At 74.9% G+C, this 17,079-nt stretch carries 15 protein-coding genes; 9 read left to right on the forward strand and 6 right to left on the reverse strand.

Annotation, left to right across the window (positions count from 1 at the left end):
• Together B7P34_RS30525 and B7P34_RS30530 are read left to right on the forward strand one after the other, a co-directional pair.
• Positions 1–1,118: protein phosphatase 2C domain-containing protein (locus B7P34_RS30525; RefSeq protein ID WP_223268395.1), on the forward strand; the 1,118-nt coding region annotated here is incomplete at its 5' end.
• 447 nt (positions 1,119–1,565) lie between these two features.
• Positions 1,566–2,045, forward strand: coding sequence for an ATP-binding protein (locus tag B7P34_RS30530; RefSeq protein ID WP_106681432.1), 480 nt, complete (start codon positions 1,566–1,568; stop codon positions 2,043–2,045).
• Between the two features lie 35 nt (positions 2,046–2,080).
• Here B7P34_RS30530 and B7P34_RS30535 read toward each other — a convergent pair whose 3' ends face one another.
• Entirely contained in the window at positions 2,081–3,124 is a 1,044-nt protein-coding gene (locus B7P34_RS30535; protein ID WP_030367965.1) for a DUF2637 domain-containing protein, read from the reverse strand.
• A gap of 198 nt (positions 3,125–3,322) precedes the next feature.
• Positions 3,323–3,664: a hypothetical protein gene (locus B7P34_RS30540; RefSeq protein WP_106681433.1), complete on the reverse strand. Its 342-nt coding sequence runs from the start codon at positions 3,662–3,664 to the stop codon at positions 3,323–3,325.
• Between the two features lie 153 nt (positions 3,665–3,817).
• On the opposite strand from B7P34_RS30540, the gene B7P34_RS30545 reads away from it, so the two are divergent.
• On the forward strand, positions 3,818–4,663 hold the full coding sequence (locus B7P34_RS30545; RefSeq protein ID WP_106681434.1) for a GntR family transcriptional regulator: 846 nt from the start codon (positions 3,818–3,820) through the stop codon (positions 4,661–4,663).
• A gap of 120 nt (positions 4,664–4,783) precedes the next feature.
• On the opposite strand, the gene B7P34_RS30550 is transcribed toward B7P34_RS30545, so the two are convergent.
• A complete protein-coding gene (locus B7P34_RS30550; RefSeq protein ID WP_223268397.1) occupies positions 4,784–5,569 on the reverse strand; it encodes a hypothetical protein in 786 nt (261 codons plus the stop codon).
• Between the two features lie 404 nt (positions 5,570–5,973).
• Here B7P34_RS30550 and B7P34_RS30555 point away from each other — a divergent pair, with 404 nt between their 5' ends.
• Positions 5,974–7,992: an elongation factor G gene (locus B7P34_RS30555; RefSeq protein WP_223268398.1), complete on the forward strand. Its 2,019-nt coding sequence runs from the start codon at positions 5,974–5,976 to the stop codon at positions 7,990–7,992.
• Positions 7,993–7,995: 3 nt separating this feature from the next.
• Here the strand turns inward: B7P34_RS30555 and B7P34_RS30560 are convergent, their stop codons facing one another.
• The 3 genes from B7P34_RS30560 to B7P34_RS30570 all read right to left on the reverse strand — a co-directional run bounded on the left by B7P34_RS30560 (position 7,996) and on the right by B7P34_RS30570 (position 10,910).
• Complete coding sequence (locus B7P34_RS30560; protein WP_106681435.1) at positions 7,996–8,241, reverse strand: hypothetical protein; 246 nt, start codon at positions 8,239–8,241, stop codon at positions 7,996–7,998.
• A gap of 106 nt (positions 8,242–8,347) precedes the next feature.
• Entirely contained in the window at positions 8,348–9,166 is an 819-nt protein-coding gene (locus B7P34_RS30565; RefSeq protein ID WP_146166971.1) for a hypothetical protein, read from the reverse strand.
• 52 nt (positions 9,167–9,218) lie between these two features.
• Positions 9,219–10,910 carry a PucR family transcriptional regulator gene (locus tag B7P34_RS30570; protein WP_106681437.1) on the reverse strand — a complete coding sequence of 564 codons (1,692 nt, stop codon included), beginning with the start codon at positions 10,908–10,910 and terminating at the stop codon, positions 9,219–9,221.
• 263 nt (positions 10,911–11,173) lie between these two features.
• Between B7P34_RS30570 and B7P34_RS30575 the strand changes: the two genes are divergently transcribed.
• The 5 genes from B7P34_RS30575 to B7P34_RS30595 form a co-directional block, all read left to right on the forward strand.
• Positions 11,174–12,061 carry an FAD binding domain-containing protein gene (locus B7P34_RS30575; RefSeq protein ID WP_106681438.1) on the forward strand — a complete coding sequence of 296 codons (888 nt, stop codon included), beginning with the start codon at positions 11,174–11,176 and terminating at the stop codon, positions 12,059–12,061.
• Positions 12,052–12,534: a (2Fe-2S)-binding protein gene (locus tag B7P34_RS30580; RefSeq protein ID WP_106681439.1), complete on the forward strand. Its 483-nt coding sequence runs from the start codon at positions 12,052–12,054 to the stop codon at positions 12,532–12,534. Before B7P34_RS30575 ends, B7P34_RS30580 begins: the two co-directional genes overlap by 10 nt.
• Before the next feature lie 2 nt (positions 12,535–12,536).
• Complete coding sequence (pucD, locus tag B7P34_RS30585; RefSeq protein WP_106681440.1) at positions 12,537–14,909, forward strand: xanthine dehydrogenase subunit D; 2,373 nt, start codon at positions 12,537–12,539, stop codon at positions 14,907–14,909.
• Positions 14,910–15,063: 154 nt separating this feature from the next.
• Entirely contained in the window at positions 15,064–16,524 is a 1,461-nt protein-coding gene (locus B7P34_RS30590) for an NCS2 family permease (protein ID WP_106681441.1), read from the forward strand.
• 59 nt (positions 16,525–16,583) lie between these two features.
• Positions 16,584–17,079: XdhC family protein (locus B7P34_RS30595; RefSeq protein WP_148668962.1), on the forward strand; the 496-nt coding region annotated here is incomplete at its 3' end.

Genomic DNA, 17,079 nt, shown 5'->3' on the forward strand with positions numbered 1-17,079 from the left:
CCCCGCCGGGCGGTGACCACGCCGACCCCCTGGAGCCCGCCGCCCGGGCGGCGTCCCTGGAGCCCGCGTCCCGCCCGCCCGTGGTCTCCCGCGAGTCGACGCCGCCCCGGAGACACCCCCTCGCGACGCCCCCGCAGCCGCCGCGCCCGGCGGCCCGCGGGGCGGAGTACGTGGGGGAGCGGCCGCCGACGTACGACGCGGAGCCCACCGCCTGGCCCGCCGCGGACCCGCAGGACCTGGACGGCCTCGTGCCGGACACGGTCCTGGACGGGGCGCAGTACGGCGCCGTCACGCTGCGCGCCCTCTCGCTGCGCGGCGACTCCGCGCGCTACCGCGGCGAGCCCCGGCGGGACTCCTTGCTGACGGCCCGCTTCGGGGAGGGGGACGGCGCCCTGCTGCTCGTGGCGATGGCCAGCGGCCTGCGCGGCACGGACGTGGCGCCCCGCGCGGCGCGGGACGCCTGCAGGTGGCTGGCGGGCGCCGTCGGCCGCAGCCACGCCCGGCTGGCCGACGACATCCGCGGCGGCCGGCGGGGCGAGCTCAAGTCGGGCCTGCACCGGCTCACCGACCGCTCCTACGGCCGGCTGCGCGCCCGCGCCGCCGAGCTGGGCCTGCGGCCCGAGGAGTACACGGCGACGGTCCGCTGCCTGCTGCTGACGGCCGACCCGCAGTGCCGTACGCGGGTGTTCTTCGGCGTGGGCACGGGCGGCCTGTTCCGCCTCCGCGAGGGCGTGTGGCAGGACCTGGAGCCGGAGGCCCCGCCGGAGCGCACGGGCGAGCCGGCCGTCGGCTACGGCTCGGCGCCCGCCGACACGATGACGGTGGACCTCGGCATCCCCACGCCGGGCCTGACCCCGCCGGTCGAGCCGGAGGAACCGGCGGCGCCCGGCGAGCCGTTCCGCTTCCGGGCGTCCGTCGCGCGGCCGGGGGACACGCTGATGCTGTGCACGGCGGGCCTGGCCGAGCCGATGCGCGGCGAGCCGGAGCTGGGCGGGAGGCTGGCCGAGCGCTGGGCGGGCGAGCGGCCGCCGGGGCTCGCGGCGTTCCTGGCGGACACCCAGCTGCGGGTGAAGGGTTACGCGGACGACCGTACGGCGTGCGCGCTCTGGGAGGCGTAGCCGGGCCGGTTCCGGGGCGGGGCGGTGGCGTTGTCACCGCCCCGCCCGGCCGTTTCCCGGAGCTTCGCTATTCCTTGCAGTTCCGTACGGATTTTCTCACCGGCCGTGCGCGGATGGCATATTCACGGCCCGCACAAGAGGCTCCGGGATTTTGGTCATATTGCCATGTTGATGGCTCAACAGGAGTCGTCCGGGGCGGGCCGGGGCATGCATTGCGGTGAGTGAGCGCGAGCGTGTTCGAGGCCGGGGCGCCGGGGAGGGGTCGGGGCGAGGAGGATGAAACGGCAGACAGCAGGCCGGACGAGCGCTGAGGGTTACGCGGGGGACCGGGAGGGTCGTACGGACCACAGGGGCGGGCACGGCGACGGCGCGGCGCATTCCGGGCCGCGTTTCGAAAGGAGGCTCCGCCGCCGGGATCTCACCGGCGTCCGGGAAGTCCGGGCCGATTTGCGGCGCCTGCTGGCCCACTGGGGCGCGCCGGGCCGGGCGGACACCGCGGAGCTGCTCACGAGCGAGCTCGTCACCAACGCCCTCGTGCACACCGACGGGGGCGCCGTGGTCAAGGCGGTGCTCATCGGAGGGTTCGGCCAGGCGCGGGGGCGGCTGCGGGTGGAGGTCCGGGACTTCGTGGCGGGCCATCCCGCGCTGCGCGGCCCGGGAACGGACATCGGGCCGGTCGCGAGCCCGGGGGGAGCGGTCGAGGACGGCCGCCCCGGCAGCAGGGAGCGGGACGCCGTCAGGGAGGCCGTCAGGGATTCCGTAAGGGGCGTCGCCCGGGACGCCGTTCCGGACATGAACGACATCGAGAAGGCCGCCACGTCGGGGCGGGGGCTGCTGCTGGTCCACGCCCTCGCGGACGGCTGGGGCGTGCGCGCCCACGGGGTGGGCAAGTCGGTCTGGTTCGAGCTGGCCGCCCAGGAGCCCTGAACCGCCGCCGTGCGACGACCCAGGGCCCCGGGGGGTCAGCCGAACTGCCGCTCGATCTGGGCGAGCTTCGCCTCGAGCGAGTCCAGGCGGGGAATCGCCTGGGTGTCGTCCTCCGCGGTGAGGTCGATGGGGTCAGGGCCGCCGACCGCCTGCAGCGGTCGCGCGCGGACGGGAAGCTGTCCCTGGTCGACTATGGAGGGGTCCGAACCGATCTGCGCCGGCTGTGCGGGGCCGGGGACAGCGGTCCCGCCGACCTCCACCTGCCGGCCGCCCCGGACCCGCCCCCACACGCGGTTCTGGCGGTTGTACGCCTTGAGCCGGGCGCGCTCCAGCTTGCCCGCCTCCCTCCTGCGGGCCCTGGCCTGCGCCCGCTGCCGCTTGTCCTCGCGGACCTCCTCCACGGCCTCGTCCAGCGAGCGGACGCCCTCCAGGAGCATCAGCGACCAGGCGCCGAAGGTCTCGCGCGGGGCCCGTAGCCAGCGGACTATCCGGATCTGCGGCAACGGCCTGGGCACCAGGCCCTGTTCGCGCAGCGCGGCCCGGCGGGTCTGCTTGAGCGCGCGGTCGAAGAGGACCGCGGCCGACAGCGACATGCCGGCGAAGAACTGCGGCGCGCCCGCGTGGTCGAGGCCCCGCGGCGCGTGCACCCAGTTGAACCAGGCGGCCGCGCTGGCGAAGGTCCACACGAGCATCCGGGAACCGAGCGCGGCGTCGCCGTGGCTCGCCTCGCGCACCGCCAGCACCGAGCAGAACATGGCCGCCCCGTCGAGGCCGAACGGCACCAGGTACTCCCAGCCGCCCGTGAGCCCCAGGTTCTGCCGCCCGAAGCCCACCAGACCGTGGAAGGAGAGGGCGGCGGCCACCGCGGCGCAGCAGAACAGGAGGACGTACGAGGCGCTTCCGTAGATGGCCTCCTTGCGGCGTCTGCGCTCCTCGTTGCGCTCCCAGGAGTCCGAGCCGCCCCCCGAGTCGTCCGCGCCGTGCCGGCCGCGTGCGAGCACCGTCACCGCCACCACGACCCCGGCGAGCGCCACGACACAGGGGAGCATCCAATTCAGCGGTATATCGGTCACTCTCATCTTGCGTCCCTTGCATAGCTGTACGGCCTTTCGCGCGCCATCCTGTCGGAATCGGTCCGTTCGCCAAGGGGTTTCGCGCCAACTGCCTGCCAATGGAGGGCAACGGCATACGGATAGGTGCGAAGAAATTCGAACGCCGTTAAGCGAAGAGGGAATTGCGTTCCCTTCACCTCACCCGATCGAGTGGTGTGAGTCCGGTCAGCTTACGGACAGCCGATGCACCCGGTCCGTGTCGCATGTACGCGGGCAGGTCGTACAGGTGTCCTGCGGACGCAGGATGCAGAAGAGGCGGCAGCTCGCCCGGTCGCAGGCCGCGATCGGCTCTCCCATGCGGCCGGTAAGCATCCGGAAGGCCGCGCCGCCGGCATACGGCGGCTTCACCCCCGGGAGCGGCAGCTGCAGTTCGCGGCGGCCGCGCGCCTCCTCGCCGGGCAGCTGCCCCACATACCATAAGGATTCGGCCAGTTCGTCCGTCACCATTCCCCGCGGGGCGCGCGGGCAGCGCCGCATCCGCGGCCGGAAGCCCTCCAGGGCGGGCACGTGAATTCCCCCGCGAAGGCCGTCGGCAGGCCCCGGGCGGGATCACCGAATCGCGATCGTTCTACAGGTTAGGCTTACCTTACCCCGGTTGATCGGGGTTTGAACTGTCCGCGGGGCCGCCTATGGTTCAGAAAGGACATCAGGAGGACCCCAATGGAGCAGGGAAGATCCCACGCCGCGCCGCCGGCCGCCAGGCTCTTCGCCGACGTGCCCGCGCAGGTCGCGCGCGGCGCGGCCGTCCGCGGCGGCACTCCCGTCGGCAGCCGCGGCAGCGGCCCTGTTGAGGCGCACGGCGAGGGAGCCCGGGGCGAGCACGTCCACGCCGAGCAGGAGTACGGGGTCCCGTGTGCCGCCCCCGCGCACGCTCCCGCACGCAGGATGCCGCAGCGCCACTCCGTGCGCGGCCAGGTGCTGGACGCCCTGCGCAAGGCCCTCGTCAGTGGCGAGCTGGTCCCGGGCGAGGTCTATTCGGGGCCCGCGCTCGGCGAGCGCTTCGGCGTGTCGGCCACGCCCGTGCGGGAGGCCATGCAGCAGCTCGCCCTGGAGGGCGCCGTCGAGGTCGTCCCCAATCGGGGCTTCCGCGTCGCCACGCGCACCGCGCGCGATCTGGCCGAGCTCGCCGAGGTGCGCGCCCTGCTGGAGGTCCCCGTCCTGCTGCGGCTCGCCCGTACGGTCCCGGCCGGCGGCTGGGACGGGCTCCGCCCGCTCGCCGAGACCGCCTCCGCCGCGGCGGCCACCGGCGACCGCGCCCTGTACGCCGAGGCGGACCGGGCCTTCCACCGCGCGCTCCTCGGTCTCGCGGGCAACCGTCAGCTCGTCGCCGTCGCCGACGAGCTCCACCGGCGCGCGCAGTGGCCCGCGGCGCACGGCCGGCCGCACCGCACGGCCGACCTCGTCGCCGACGCGGCCGAGCACGTGGCGCTGCTGGAGGCGCTGGCCGCGCACGACGTGGAACGGGCCGAGGTTCTGGTGAGGGGACACTTCGCGGGAGGGGAGTGAGGGCTGCGGGCGCAGTCCGGGGGTGCCGCCGGGTCGCTCCGCGGTTCTGCCGGGTCGGCCCGCGGTTCTGCCGGGCCGGTCCGGGGCTCGGTCGGGCCGGTCCGGGGTGTGGCCCGGTCGTCAGTCCGGCGACGGCGCCGCCGCCAGCCGTTCCGCCAGCCAGCCCGGGACGCCGCCGAGCAGCCGGACCAGCCGGGCCGCCTCCTCGCGCAGCCGGGCGGCCTCGCCGGGGTCGTCGAGGACGGCGGCGAGCGAGGCCAGCGCCGGGGCGATGCCGACGAGATAGCCCAGCTCCTCCCGGATGCGCAGCGACTCCCCGAACCCGTACCGCGCCTCGGCGAACCTGCCCTCGTGCTCGGCCATGGCCGCCACGTGCCGCCAGGTGAAGGAGAGCAGCAGGCGCTGCCCCTGGGCCGTCGCCCCCGCGTGGGCCCGCTCGAAGGCGGCCGTCGCGTCGGAGGGGTTGTCCGACAGATGCTGGGCGATCAGGCCGCGCCGGAAGTGGAGCAGGGGGCGCGTCGGAGACCCCGGCGCGAGCAGGGCCGCGGCCCTGCCCAGGGCGGAGCGGGCCTCGTCCGCGCGGTCGCGGACGCCCAACAGGGTGGACGCGTACGCGAGATGGCCGCGCTCGCAGGCCGCCGCCCCCCGCTCCTCGTCGTCCGCGGCCAGCGCCTCCGCCGCGCGCAGGGCGTCCTCGGCGGCGCCCCAGCCCTCCCCGGTGAACATGCAGCGCTCGGTCAGGACCGCAGTCCGCTGCAGGGCCGGGCCCGGCTCGGCGGCGGCGCGCGGCGCGAGCAGGGCCGCGGCGTCGTCCCAGCAGGCGCGGGACCGCAGCCGCCACACGGCCCGTTCCAGCGGATCGTCCCCCAGCGGGCCCGCCCCCTGCGGTCCCCGCGGCTCCGGCAACCCCGCATTACGCATGGCGGTGTCCGCCACAGTGCCCTCCCCAAGCGCGCCGTCGAGCTGGAAGCAGCCGTGACCGCATCTCAGCACGAAGAAGCGGGCCCGGCCAAGGGTCAGGTGTGAATCAATTCACAAAGGCTCTCCCAGTGGTAGCGGCAGGTTACCAAGAGTGAGCACAAGTGGGTGGCCATTGAGCGCGGTCCTGCTCATCCGTGCTCGCGTGCACGCCGGAAATTCGCTGGATCTCCCTGCTGTGCGGCTGCCAGGATGGCGGCGCGCGCCCCGTGCGCGCAGCCACACCCAAGCACCGCCCAAGCACCTCGGAATGACGTCGGGAGACACGTTCATGCGCCAGAGCCTCGGAAACCTCCAGCGCCCTGACCGGACGACTCTTTCCGAGGACTTCTTTGCGTACGCACACCCTGCTCTCCGGGCCCTCCCTGCCCGTGCAGCCCGTCCTGAACATCGGCATCCTCGCGCACGTCGACGCGGGTAAGACCAGCCTCACCGAGCGCCTGCTCTTCGACACCGGCGCCATCGACCGGCTCGGCAGCGTCGACGCCGGCAGCACCCGCACCGACAGCGGCGACATCGAACGCCGCCGCGGCATCACCATCCGCACCGCCGTCGCCCCCTTCCGCGTCGGAGGCCTGCGCGTCAACCTCGTCGACACCCCCGGCCACAGCGACTTCATCGCCGAGGTCGAGCGCGCCCTGGGCGTCCTCGACGGCGCCGTGCTCGTCCTGTCCGCCGTCGAAGGCGTGCAGGCGCAAACGCGCGTGCTGATGAAGACGCTGCGCCGGCTGGGCCTGCCCACCCTCCTGTTCGTCAACAAGACCGACCGTGCGGGAGCCGCTGAGGCCGGGACCCTCGAAGCCGTCCGCCGCCGGCTCACGCCGCACGTGGTGCCCATGGGCACCGTCCACGGCATCGGCGCGCCCGGCGCCCGCACCGTGCCCGGCTCGTACGAGGACCCCGGCTTCCGCGAGGCCATGGCCGAGATCCTGGCCGAGCACGACGACGCGTTGCTCGCGAAGCTCGTCGAGGACCGGCCCGTGACACCCGGGGAGCTGCGGCGGACGCTCGCGCGGCAGACCGCTCTCGGCCAGGTCCACCCCCTGTACTTCGGCTCCGCCCTCTCCGGCCGGGGCGTGGCGGACCTCGTCGACGGCATCGTCCGCTACCTGCCCCCCGCGCGCTGCACCGGCCGGGAGGCCACCGGCACGGTCTTCGCCGTCGACCGCGGCCCCTCCGGGGAGAAGACCGCCTACCTGCGCCTCTTCTCGGGCGGGGTCTCCGAGCGCGACCGGATCACCCTGCACCGGCAGCACGCCGACGGCGGCCGCACGGAGCACACCGGGCGCATCACCTCCCTCGCGGCGGTCGAGGCCGGGCCGCCCGGGGCGGCCCGCCGCCGCGCCACGGCCGGGGACATCGCCCGGATCCGGGGCCTGCCCGAGGTCAGGGTGGGCGACCGCCTCGGCCCCGCCCGCGCCGGCGCGCCCGGCCGGCACTTCGCCGCGCCGAGCCTGGAGACCGTCGTCAGACCCGTACGCCCCGAGGACGCCGCCCGGCTGCACGGCGCCCTCGCCGCGCTCGCCGACCAGGACCCGCTCATCGCCACCCGCACCCTGCCGGCCGGCGGCGGCACGTCCGTCCTCCTCTACGGCGAGGTGCAGAAGGAGATCATCGCGGCGACGCTCGCCGAGGAGTTCGGCGTCGAAGCCGTCTTCGAGCCGAGCAGCACCGTCCACCGCGAGCGGCTCACCGGCACGGGCGAGGCGCACGAGGAGATCGACCGGCACGGCGGCCACGTCTTCTGGGCGACCATCGGCCTGCGCGTGGAACCCGGCGCCCCCGGCTCGGGCACGGTCTTCCGCCGCGACACCGAACTCGGCGCGCTGCCCCACGCCTTCGACCGCGCCATCGAGGAGACCGCCCACCACACCCTCGTCCAGGGCCTGTACGGCTGGCCGGTCACCGACTGCACCGTCACCCTGACCCGCTCCGGCTACGCCTCGCCCGTCAGCACCGCCGCCGACTTCCGCCGCCTGACCCCGCTCGTCCTGATGGCGGCCCTGGCCCGGGCGGGCACCAAGGTGTACGAACCCTGCCACGCCTACGAACTGGAGGCCCCGGCCGACACCCTGAGCGCCGTCGCGGGAGCGCTGGCGGCACTGGGCGCCGAGATCCACGACACGGAGACCGGCCCGGAGGTGTGCGTCCTCAAGGGCACCATCCCGGCCCGCCACGCCCCCGACGCCGAACGCCGCCTGCCCGCCCTCACCCGCGGCGAGGCCCTCTGGTGGACCCACCCCACCGAGGACCGCCCCCACCAGGGCCGCCCCCCGCAGCGCCCGCGCACGGACGGCAACCCCCTCAACCGGGCGGCGTACCTGCGGCATCTGACGGCGGTGCGGGTCTGACCCTCAGACCGGCGGCAGCGCGTCCGGGCCGATGACGGGCGTCTCGTCCTCGTGCAGGACCCGGCACGGGGGGTGGTGCTTGCAGAAGAATCCCCGGCCCGTGCAGTAGGGGCAGAGGTGAGCGCCCGTCATGTTGCCGCCCTCGCCGGACTGGTCGAGGTAGAGCACGGCCGCGTGGTAGTCGCCGCTCCCTTTGCAGCCCTTGCAGAAGGCGTGCGGGCCGGGGCACGCCTCGTCAGGATCACTCATATCCGCGATGATGCGCGTCTGCAGCAGGAGCCGTACGCCACTTGGGCGTGACTCCTCCTTTCTGCGTACGGCACCGGTCTTTTGTCGTACGTCTCCCCGTGAACCGTCAGAACAGCGCGTCCGGCACCCGCACCGCCCAGTCCAGCCACACGCCGATCAGGCCGGAGCCCGGCACGCCGAAGGCGACGAGGGTGGCCACGTCCACGAAGAGCCACATGATCCGGGTGGGGACCACGACGCGGGACGGGTCCTGCGGGTCGTAGCGGATCTCGCCGTTGTGGGAGGCCCACAGGGACGTGTGCTCGTAGAGGCGGCCGTCGAGGGCGCGGAAGCGGTAGCGGTAGTCCGGCTGCGTGTCGGCGGTGCCGCCGACCCGGTCCGGCGGGTCCACTTGCACGGTCACCCCGCGGAAGCGGACGATCCACCGCGTCCTGAGGCTCACCAGCTTGGCCCACACCGCGAACAGGCCGAAGCCCGCGCCGCCGGCCAGCCAGGCGCCCACTGTCTCCCCGCGTGGCACGACCGGGATCAGCGCCACGACCGGAACGCCCACCACCACGTACGCCGCGGCCGCCTTGAGCAGCGGGTGGGCCGACGTCACGAAGTCGCGCACCCGGGCCGTGCGGCCGGGCCACGGGTCGGCCGTCTCCCTGCGTACGGGCGGCCGGGCGCCCTCGTAGGGACGGCCGGGCCTGATCGCCCGGATCTCCTCGGCGAACGCGGCGAGGACCTGCGGACTGCGGTGACGGATCGTCATCGGCGGTTCGCCGGGGTCGAACAGGAGGACGGTCAGAGCCCCGTCCTCCGCCTCGACCGACCGTATCTGCGGCCCCGGCACGGCCGTCGTCGTGCGCCCCCGCTCCCGCAGCAGCTCGCCGCCCGCCACCCGCAGCCGGGTGCGCCCGTTCTTGATCACTACCCCCATGGCGGGGAACATTACCCCGCCGACCTGGGCAGATCCCCCCAACCCGGGGCCGTCAGCTCATGCGCAGGGCCAGGAAGAAGTCCAGCTTGTCCTCCAGGCGCGACAGGTCCCGGCCCGTCAGTTGCTCGATCCTGCCCACGCGGTAGCGCAGGGTGTTGACATGCAGGTGCAGCCGCGTCGCGCAGCGGGTCCAGGAGCCGTCGCAGTCCAGGAACGCCTCCAGCGTCGGGATGAGCTCGGCGCGGTGGCGGCGGTCGTAGTCGCGCAGCGGGTCCAGGAGCCGGGCGGTGAAGGCGCGGCGGACGTCGTCGGGGACGAACGGCAGCAGCAGGACGTGCGAGGCCAGCTCCTGGTGGCCCGCCGCGCACACCCGGCCCGGGCGGGCGGCGGCGACCCGGCGGGCGTGCCGGGCCTCCTCCAGGGCCCCGCGCAGGCCCTCCGCCGAGTGCACGGCGGCGCTGACGCCGAGGGTGAGCCGGCCGTCGTCGTCGAGGCCGCGGGAGAGCGGTTCGCGGACGGCGGCGAGGATGCGGTCGGCGTGCAGCCCGGGCGCCTGCCCGGCCGTCTCGTCGCCCTCGGCCCCGGCCGGCCCCGCGGGCAGCGGCACGAGCGCCACCGCCTCGTCGCCCATGTGGGCGACGGCGATCCGGTCGGACGGCTCGGGCCCGGAGGTCTCGGGGGCGGCCAGCATCTCCTCCAGGAGGGCCTGGGCGACCTGCCCGCCGGGGATCTCGCCGTCCTCCCACTCGACGCGGGCGACGACGACCTGCCAGTGCGGCGCCGTGCCGAGGCCGGGCAGCAGCACGGGGGCCGCGACGCGCAGGCGGGCGGCGATCTCAGCGGGGGCCGCGCCCGTCTGGACAAGTTCGAGGACCTCCTGGGCGAGCCGGCGGCGGACCGTGCGGGCGGCGTCGCGCCGGTCCCGCTCGACGGCGATCAGCTGGGTGACGCCGTCGAGCAGGTCCAGCCGCTCGGGCGACCAGTCGCCGGCGTCGGCCTCGACGGCGAGGAACCAGTCGGACAGGACCGTCTCGCGGACGTCGCGGGCGGCCAGGGCGCGGCCGCTGTGGCTGATGGGGAACAGCGAGTACGTGTCGCCGCCGGCGGTCACCCGGTGCGGCCCGCGCCGGCCCGTGCGGGCGGCGGCCAGGTGCTCGCCGGCCAGGGTCGCGCTGACCGCGGCGGGCAGCTCGGGCCCGGCGCCCGCGAGCGAGGAGCCCGCGATGGGCCGGCCGGTCGGGGACAGCACCCACGCCCGCAGGTCCAGGTCGGAGCCCAGCAGGTCGAGGACGACCTCGGGGCCGCCGCCGGCCGGGCCGGACGTCATCAGCCGGCGGTGCCGGTCCACGACGGCCGCCAGGTCCCCGGCGCGCTCGCTCGACACCTGCCGCACGACGTGCTCGGTGATGGAGGCGAACGAGACGTTCTCGTTCACCGAGAACAGCGGCAGGCGGTGCCGGGCGCACGCCCGGATCAGGTCGTCCGGGATGGAGGCCATCTCGGCCTCGCCCGCCGCGAGCCCCGCCACGCCCGCCCCCGTGAGGATCCGCACGAACCGCTCGGAGTCCTCCGGCTCCCGCCGCCAGGCGAGGCCGGTGAGCACGAGTTCGCCCCCGGAGAGGTAGCGGCTCGGGTCGCGCAGGTCGGTCGTCATCACGCCGCGCACCGTGCGGTCCAGCTCGTCCTCGCCGCCGAGCAGGCGGAGGCCCAGCGCTTCGGTCTCCAGGAGTGCGCGCAGCCGCATCGTGGTCGCCGCCGATCTGTCTTGTTGTTACCAGTGGAATGCAGTGAGGTTTCCCAACCCCGTCTTTCGTTCGAATCTACAAGATGGGCGCTCCGGCCAGCGAACCGCTTCATGGTTTCGGTGACTGCACCGCCCCGCCGGCCGCTCGCTGTACTGGGCCCACGGCATGCCGCACGGCCGCGCACAGCGCCGGTACGGCGGCATCCGCCGCATGCGCACCCCCCTCGGACGACCCTGTGAGACCGATCGAGAAGAGAACCCCCATGGAGTTCCTGCGCCCCGGCAGCTGGGAGGAGGCTCTGGCCGCCAAGGCCGAGCACCCGGCCGCCGTCCCCATCGCGGGCGGCACGGACGTGATGGTCGAGATCAACTTCGACCGGCGCCGGCCGGAGTACCTGCTCGACCTGAACCGCATCGGCGATTTGTACGAATGGGAGACCGTGGGGGACGAGGTCCGGCTGGGCGCCTCCGTCCCGTACACGCGGATCATGGAGGAGCTGCGGGCGGAGCTTCCCGGCCTCGCGCTCGCGGCGCACACCGTCGGCTCGCCGCAGATCCGCAACCGGGCCGGCGTCGGCGGCAACCTCGGCGCCGCCTCGCCCGCCGGGGACTCCCACCCGCCCCTGCTGGCGGCGGGCGCGCGGGTGGAGGCCGCGTCCGTGCGGGGCACGCGGCTGATCCCCGCCGAGGAGTTCTACACGGGCGTCAAGCGCAACGCCCTCGCGCCGGACGAGCTGATCAGGGCCGTGCGCATCGCGCGGGCCGACGGGCCCCAGCAGTTCTCCAAGGTCGGCACCCGCAACGCCATGGTCATCGCCGTCTGCGCGTTCTCCCTCGCGCTGCACCCGCGCACCCGCACCGTCCGCACGGGCATCGGCTCCGCGGCCCCCACCCCGGTGCGGGCCCGCGCCGCCGAGGACTTCCTGGCCGCGGCCCTGGACGAGGGCGGGTGCTGGGAGACCGGCCGGCCCCTGCCGCCCTCCGCGGCCCGGCGGTTCGCCGAGCTCGCCGCCGGGGCGTGCAATCCGATCGACGACGTCCGCGGCACCGCCCGCTACCGCCGGCACGCGGTCGCCGTCATGGCCCGCCGCACGCTCGGCTGGACGTGGGACGCCTACCGCGGCGGGGAGAGGGGCGCCCGATGCGCGTGAACCTCACGGTCAACGGCCGGCCGCAGCAGGCCGACGACGTCTGGGAGGGCGAGAGCCTGCTCTACGTCCTGCGGGAGCGGCTCGGCCTGCCGGGCTCGAAGAACGCCTGCGAGCAGGGCGAGTGCGGCTCGTGCACGGTCCGGCTCGACGGAGTGCCGGTGTGCGCCTGCCTGGTGGCCGCCGGGCAGGCCGAGGGCCGTGAGGTCGTCACGGTCGAGGGACTCGCCACGGGCGGCGACGGCACGGAACTCTCCCTCGTCCAGCAGGCGTTCACCGACGCCGGCGCCGTCCAGTGCGGCTTCTGCACCCCGGGCCTGCTCGTCGCCGCCGACGAGCTCGTCCGCCGCAACCCCGACCCCTCCGACGCGGACATCCGCGAGGCCCTCTCGGGCAACCTGTGCCGATGTACCGGCTACGAGATGATCCTCGACGCGGTCCGCCTCGCGGCCGCCCGCGCCGGAGAGGCGGGCTGACCATGGCCACCGCACGCACCCCCGCAGGCCTCGCCGCCGGCGCCCACGGCGGCATCGGCGAGTCCGTCCCGCGCCCCGACGGCACGCTCAAGGTCACCGGCGAGTTCGCCTACGCCTCCGACCTGTGGCACGAGGACATGCTGTGGGGCGTAACCCTCCGCAGCCCCCACGCCCACGCCCGCATCCTCTCCACCGACGTCTCCGAAGCGCTCGCCACCCCCGGCGTGTACGCGGTGCTGACCCACGGCGACCTGCCCGCCGCCACCCGCTACGGGCTGGAGATCCAGGACACCCCCGTCCTCGCCGACGGCGTCGTCCGCTACCACGGCGAGCCCGTCGCCCTCGTCGCCGCCGACCACCCCGAGACCGCCCGCCGCGCCGCCGCCCGGATCCGCGTCGCCTACGAGGAACTCCCCGTCGTCCACGACGAGGAGAGCGCCACCGCCCCCGGCGCCCCCCTCCTGCACCCCGCCCGCGACGACGCCCACGCCGCCCACGTCCCGCACCCCAACGTCGTCCACCGCCAGCCCGTCCTCCGCGGCGACGTCGCCGCCGCCCGCGCCCGCGCCGCCGCCGTCGTCACCGGCGACTACGAAGTGGGCATGCAGGACCAGGCGTTCCTCGGCCCCGAGTCCGGGCTCGCCGTGCCCGCCGAGGACGGCGGCGTCGACCTCTACATCGCCACCCAGTGGCTCCACGCCGACCTGCGCCAGATCGCCCCCGTCCTCGGCCTCCCCGAGGACAAGGTCCGCATGACGCTCTCCGGCGTCGGCGGCGCCTTCGGCGGGCGCGAGGACCTCTCCATGCAGGCCCACGCCTGCCTGCTCGCGCTGCGCACCGGCAAGCCCGTGAAGATGGTCTACAACCGCTTCGAGTCGTTCTTCGGCCACGTGCACCGCCACCCGGCCCGGCTCCACTACGAGCACGGGGCCACGAGCGACGGCCGGCTGCTGTACGTCAAGGCCCGCATCCTCCTCGACGGCGGCGCCTACGCCTCCTCCTCCCCGGCCGTCGTCGGCAACGCCGCGTCCCTGGCCGTCGGCCCGTACGTCGTCGACAACGTCGACGTCGAGGCCCTCGCCCTCTACACCAACAACCCGCCGTGCGGCGCGATGCGCGGCTTCGGCGCCGTCCAGGCCTGCTTCGCGTACGAGGCCCAGATGGACCGGCTGGCCGGGCGGCTCGGCCTGGATCCCGTTGCGTTCCGGCAGCGCAACGCCATGGAACAGGGCGCCGTCATGCCCACCGGGCAGGTCGTCGACGCCCCCGCGCCCGTCGCGGAGCTGCTGCGCCGGGTCAAGGCCCGGCCGCTGCCGCCCGAGCGGCCGTGGGAGACCGCCGGGGGCGGCCCCGACGTCCGTGCGCTGCCGGGCGGCCTGTCCAACACCACCCACGGCGAGGGCGTCGTCCGCGGCGTCGGCTACGCGGTCGGGATCAAGAACGTCGGCTTCTCGGAGGGGTTCGACGACTACTCGACGGCCCGGGTGCGGCTCGAAGCGGTCGCCGGGCAGCCGGTGGCCACCGTGCACACCGCGATGGCCGAGGTCGGCCAGGGCGGCGTGACCGTCCACGCCCAGATCGCGCGCACCGAACTCGGCGTCAGCCACGTCGTCGTGCGGCCCGCCGACACCCGCGTCGGCTCGGCCGGCTCCACCTCCGCCTCCCGCCAGACCTACGTGACCGGCGGCGCCGTCCGGCACGCGTGCCGGACCGTCCGGGAGAAGGTCTTCGCCCTCGGCCGCGCCCGGTTCGGCGCGTACCACCCCGCGTGGGCGCACGCCGAACTCCTGCTGGAGGGCGGCAAGGTGACCACCGACGCGGGCGAGGTCCTCGCCGATCTGGCCGAGATCCTGGAGGACGAGGTCATCGACGCCGAGTCCGAGTGGCGGCACCGGCCCACCGAGCCCTTCGACCTGCGCACCGGTCGCGGCAACGGCCACGTCCAGTACTCCTTCGCGGCCCACCGCGCCGTCGTCGACGTCGACACCGAGCTCGGGCTCGTCAAGGTCGTCGAGCTGGCCTGCGCGCAGGACGTCGGCAAGGCCATGAACCCGCTGGCCGTCACCGGCCAGATACAGGGCGGCACCACCCAGGGCCTGGGCCTCGCCGTCATGGAGGAGATCGTCGTCTCCGCGGACGGTCTGGTGCGCAACCCGTCCTTCACGGACTACCTGATCCCCACCATCCTCGACACCCCCGCCATACCCGTGGACATCCTCGAACTCGCCGACGAGCACGCCCCGTACGGGCTGCGCGGTGCGGGCGAGGCGCCCACGCTGTCCGCCACCCCGGCGGTCGTCGCGGCGATCCGGGCCGCGACCGGGCTGCCGCTCGGCAGGGTCCCGGTGCGGCCCGAACACCTCACCGGAACCTGAGAACCGGAACCTGAGAACCGGAATCTGAGAGTCCACCGCAGGGCACCACCGGCCGCGCGCCCCCCAGCGGCCGGTGACGTGCCGTCCCTTCGTCTCGGGCCGTCCCCCGGGTCGTGCAAGCCGGTACCCACCCACACCCCGGAGAAGGCACCCCATGACCCAGTCATCCGTGGAGCCGGCCTCCACGGCGCGGAACGCGGGCGCGGGCCCGCGGCCGGCCGCCGGAAGGTCCTGGCCCGACCGCTACTTCCACATCAGCGCCCGCGGCTCCACCGCCGGCCGGGAGGTGCGCGGCGGCATCACCACCTTCATGGCGATGTCCTACATCCTCCTGCTCAACCCCCTGATCCTGTCCGGACCGGACGCCTCCGGGCAGCGGCTCGGCCACGCCGGACTGATCACCGCCACCGCGCTCGCCGCGGCGGTCTGCACCCTGGCGATGGGCTTCCTCGGCCGGGTGCCGCTCGCCCTGGCCGCCGGGCTGGGCGTCTCCGGGGTGCTCTCCACCCAGGTGGCGCCCCACATGACCTGGCCCCAGGCGATGGGGATGTGCGTGCTGTACGGCGGGGTGATCGTGCTGCTGGCCGTGACCGGCCTGCGCGAGCTGGTCATGAACGCGCTGCCGCTCGCCCTCAAGCACGCCATCACCATGGGCATCGGCATGTTCATCGCCCTGATAGGGCTGGTCAAGGCCGGTTTCGTGCACGCCTCCAAGGGCGGCGGGCCGGTCACGCTCGGCCCGGCGGGCGAGCTCGCCGGCTGGCCCGTGCTGATCTTCTGCGTCACCCTGCTGGCCGTCTTCATGCTGCAGGCCCGCGACGTCCCCGGGGCGATCCTCATCGGCATCGTCGTCGGCACGGTGCTGGCCGTCGCCGTCAACTCCGCCGCCGGGCTCCGGCCGTCCGCCTGGCAGAACGGCGCGCCCGAACTCAAGGGGAGCGCCGTCTCCATGCCGGACTTCTCCCTCTTCGGGCACGTGGAGTTCGGCGGCTGGGGGTCGCTGGGCGTCATGAGCGTCGGGATGATCGTCTTCACCCTGGTCCTGGCGGGCTTCTTCGACGCCATGGCCACGATCATCGGCGTCGCGACGGAGGCGCGGCTGACGGACGACCGCGGCCGGCTGCCCGGACTGAGCACGGCTTTGTTCGTCGACGGCGCGGGCGGCGCGATCGGCGGGGTCGCCGGCGCGTCGGGCCAGACCGTCTTCGTCGAGTCCGCGACCGGGGTCGGCGAGGGCGCCCGCACGGGGCTGTCGTCCGTCGTGACCGGACTCCTCTTCGCCGCCTGCCTGTTCTTCACCCCGCTCACCCGCATCGTGCCCGGCGAGGTCGCCGCCGCCGCGCTCGTCGTCATCGGCGCCATGATGATGAGCAGCGCCCGGCACGTCGACTGGGGCGACCGGGCCGTCGCCGTCCCCGCGTTCCTGACCGTGGTGCTGATGCCGTTCACGTACTCCATCACGGCGGGCGTCGGCGCGGGCGTCATCGCCTTCACGGCGATCAAGGCGGCCCAGGGGAAGTGGCGCGAGCCGGGCGCGTTCATGTGGGTGCTGACGGCCGTGTTCACGGCGTACTTCGCCCTGCACCCGATCGAGGGCTGGCTGGGCGCCAAGTAGATCGCCGCATGCCGGGCAAGGCATGTACATCATGTACGTCACGTGAGGAGTGGGCCGTCATGCTGGACATCGCCGAGGAGCTGCACCGCTGGTGCGGGGAAGGGCGGGCGTTCGCCGTCGCCACGGTGGTCGCCGTGGAGGGCAGCGCACCCCGGCAGCCGGGCGCGGCCCTCGCCGTCGACGCCGCCGGCACGGCGGTCGGTTCGGTCTCGGGCGGGTGCGTGGAGGGCGCGGTGTACGAGCTGTGCCGCGCCGCGCTGGAGAGCGGCGAGAGCGTGCGGGAACGATTCGGCTACTCGGACGAGGATGCCTTCGCCGTGGGCCTGACCTGCGGGGGCGTCCTCGACATCCTCGTCGTCCCCGTCAGGCCCGACACCGCCGGGCGGGAGGTGCTGACCGAGGCGCTCGCGGCCGCGACCGCGGGCGAACCGGTGGCGCTGGCCCGCGTGGTGGACGGCCCGGCCGAGGCGCTCGGCCGGGCGCTGCTCGTACGGCCGGACGGCACGTACGCGGGGACGCTCGCGGGGGCGGGGCGGCCGTCCCGCCGGGAGGGCG

The sequence above is a fragment of the Streptosporangium nondiastaticum genome (assembly GCF_003011965.1).
GTDB classification, from domain to species: Bacteria; Actinomycetota; Actinomycetes; order Streptomycetales; family Streptomycetaceae; genus Streptomyces; species Streptomyces nondiastaticus.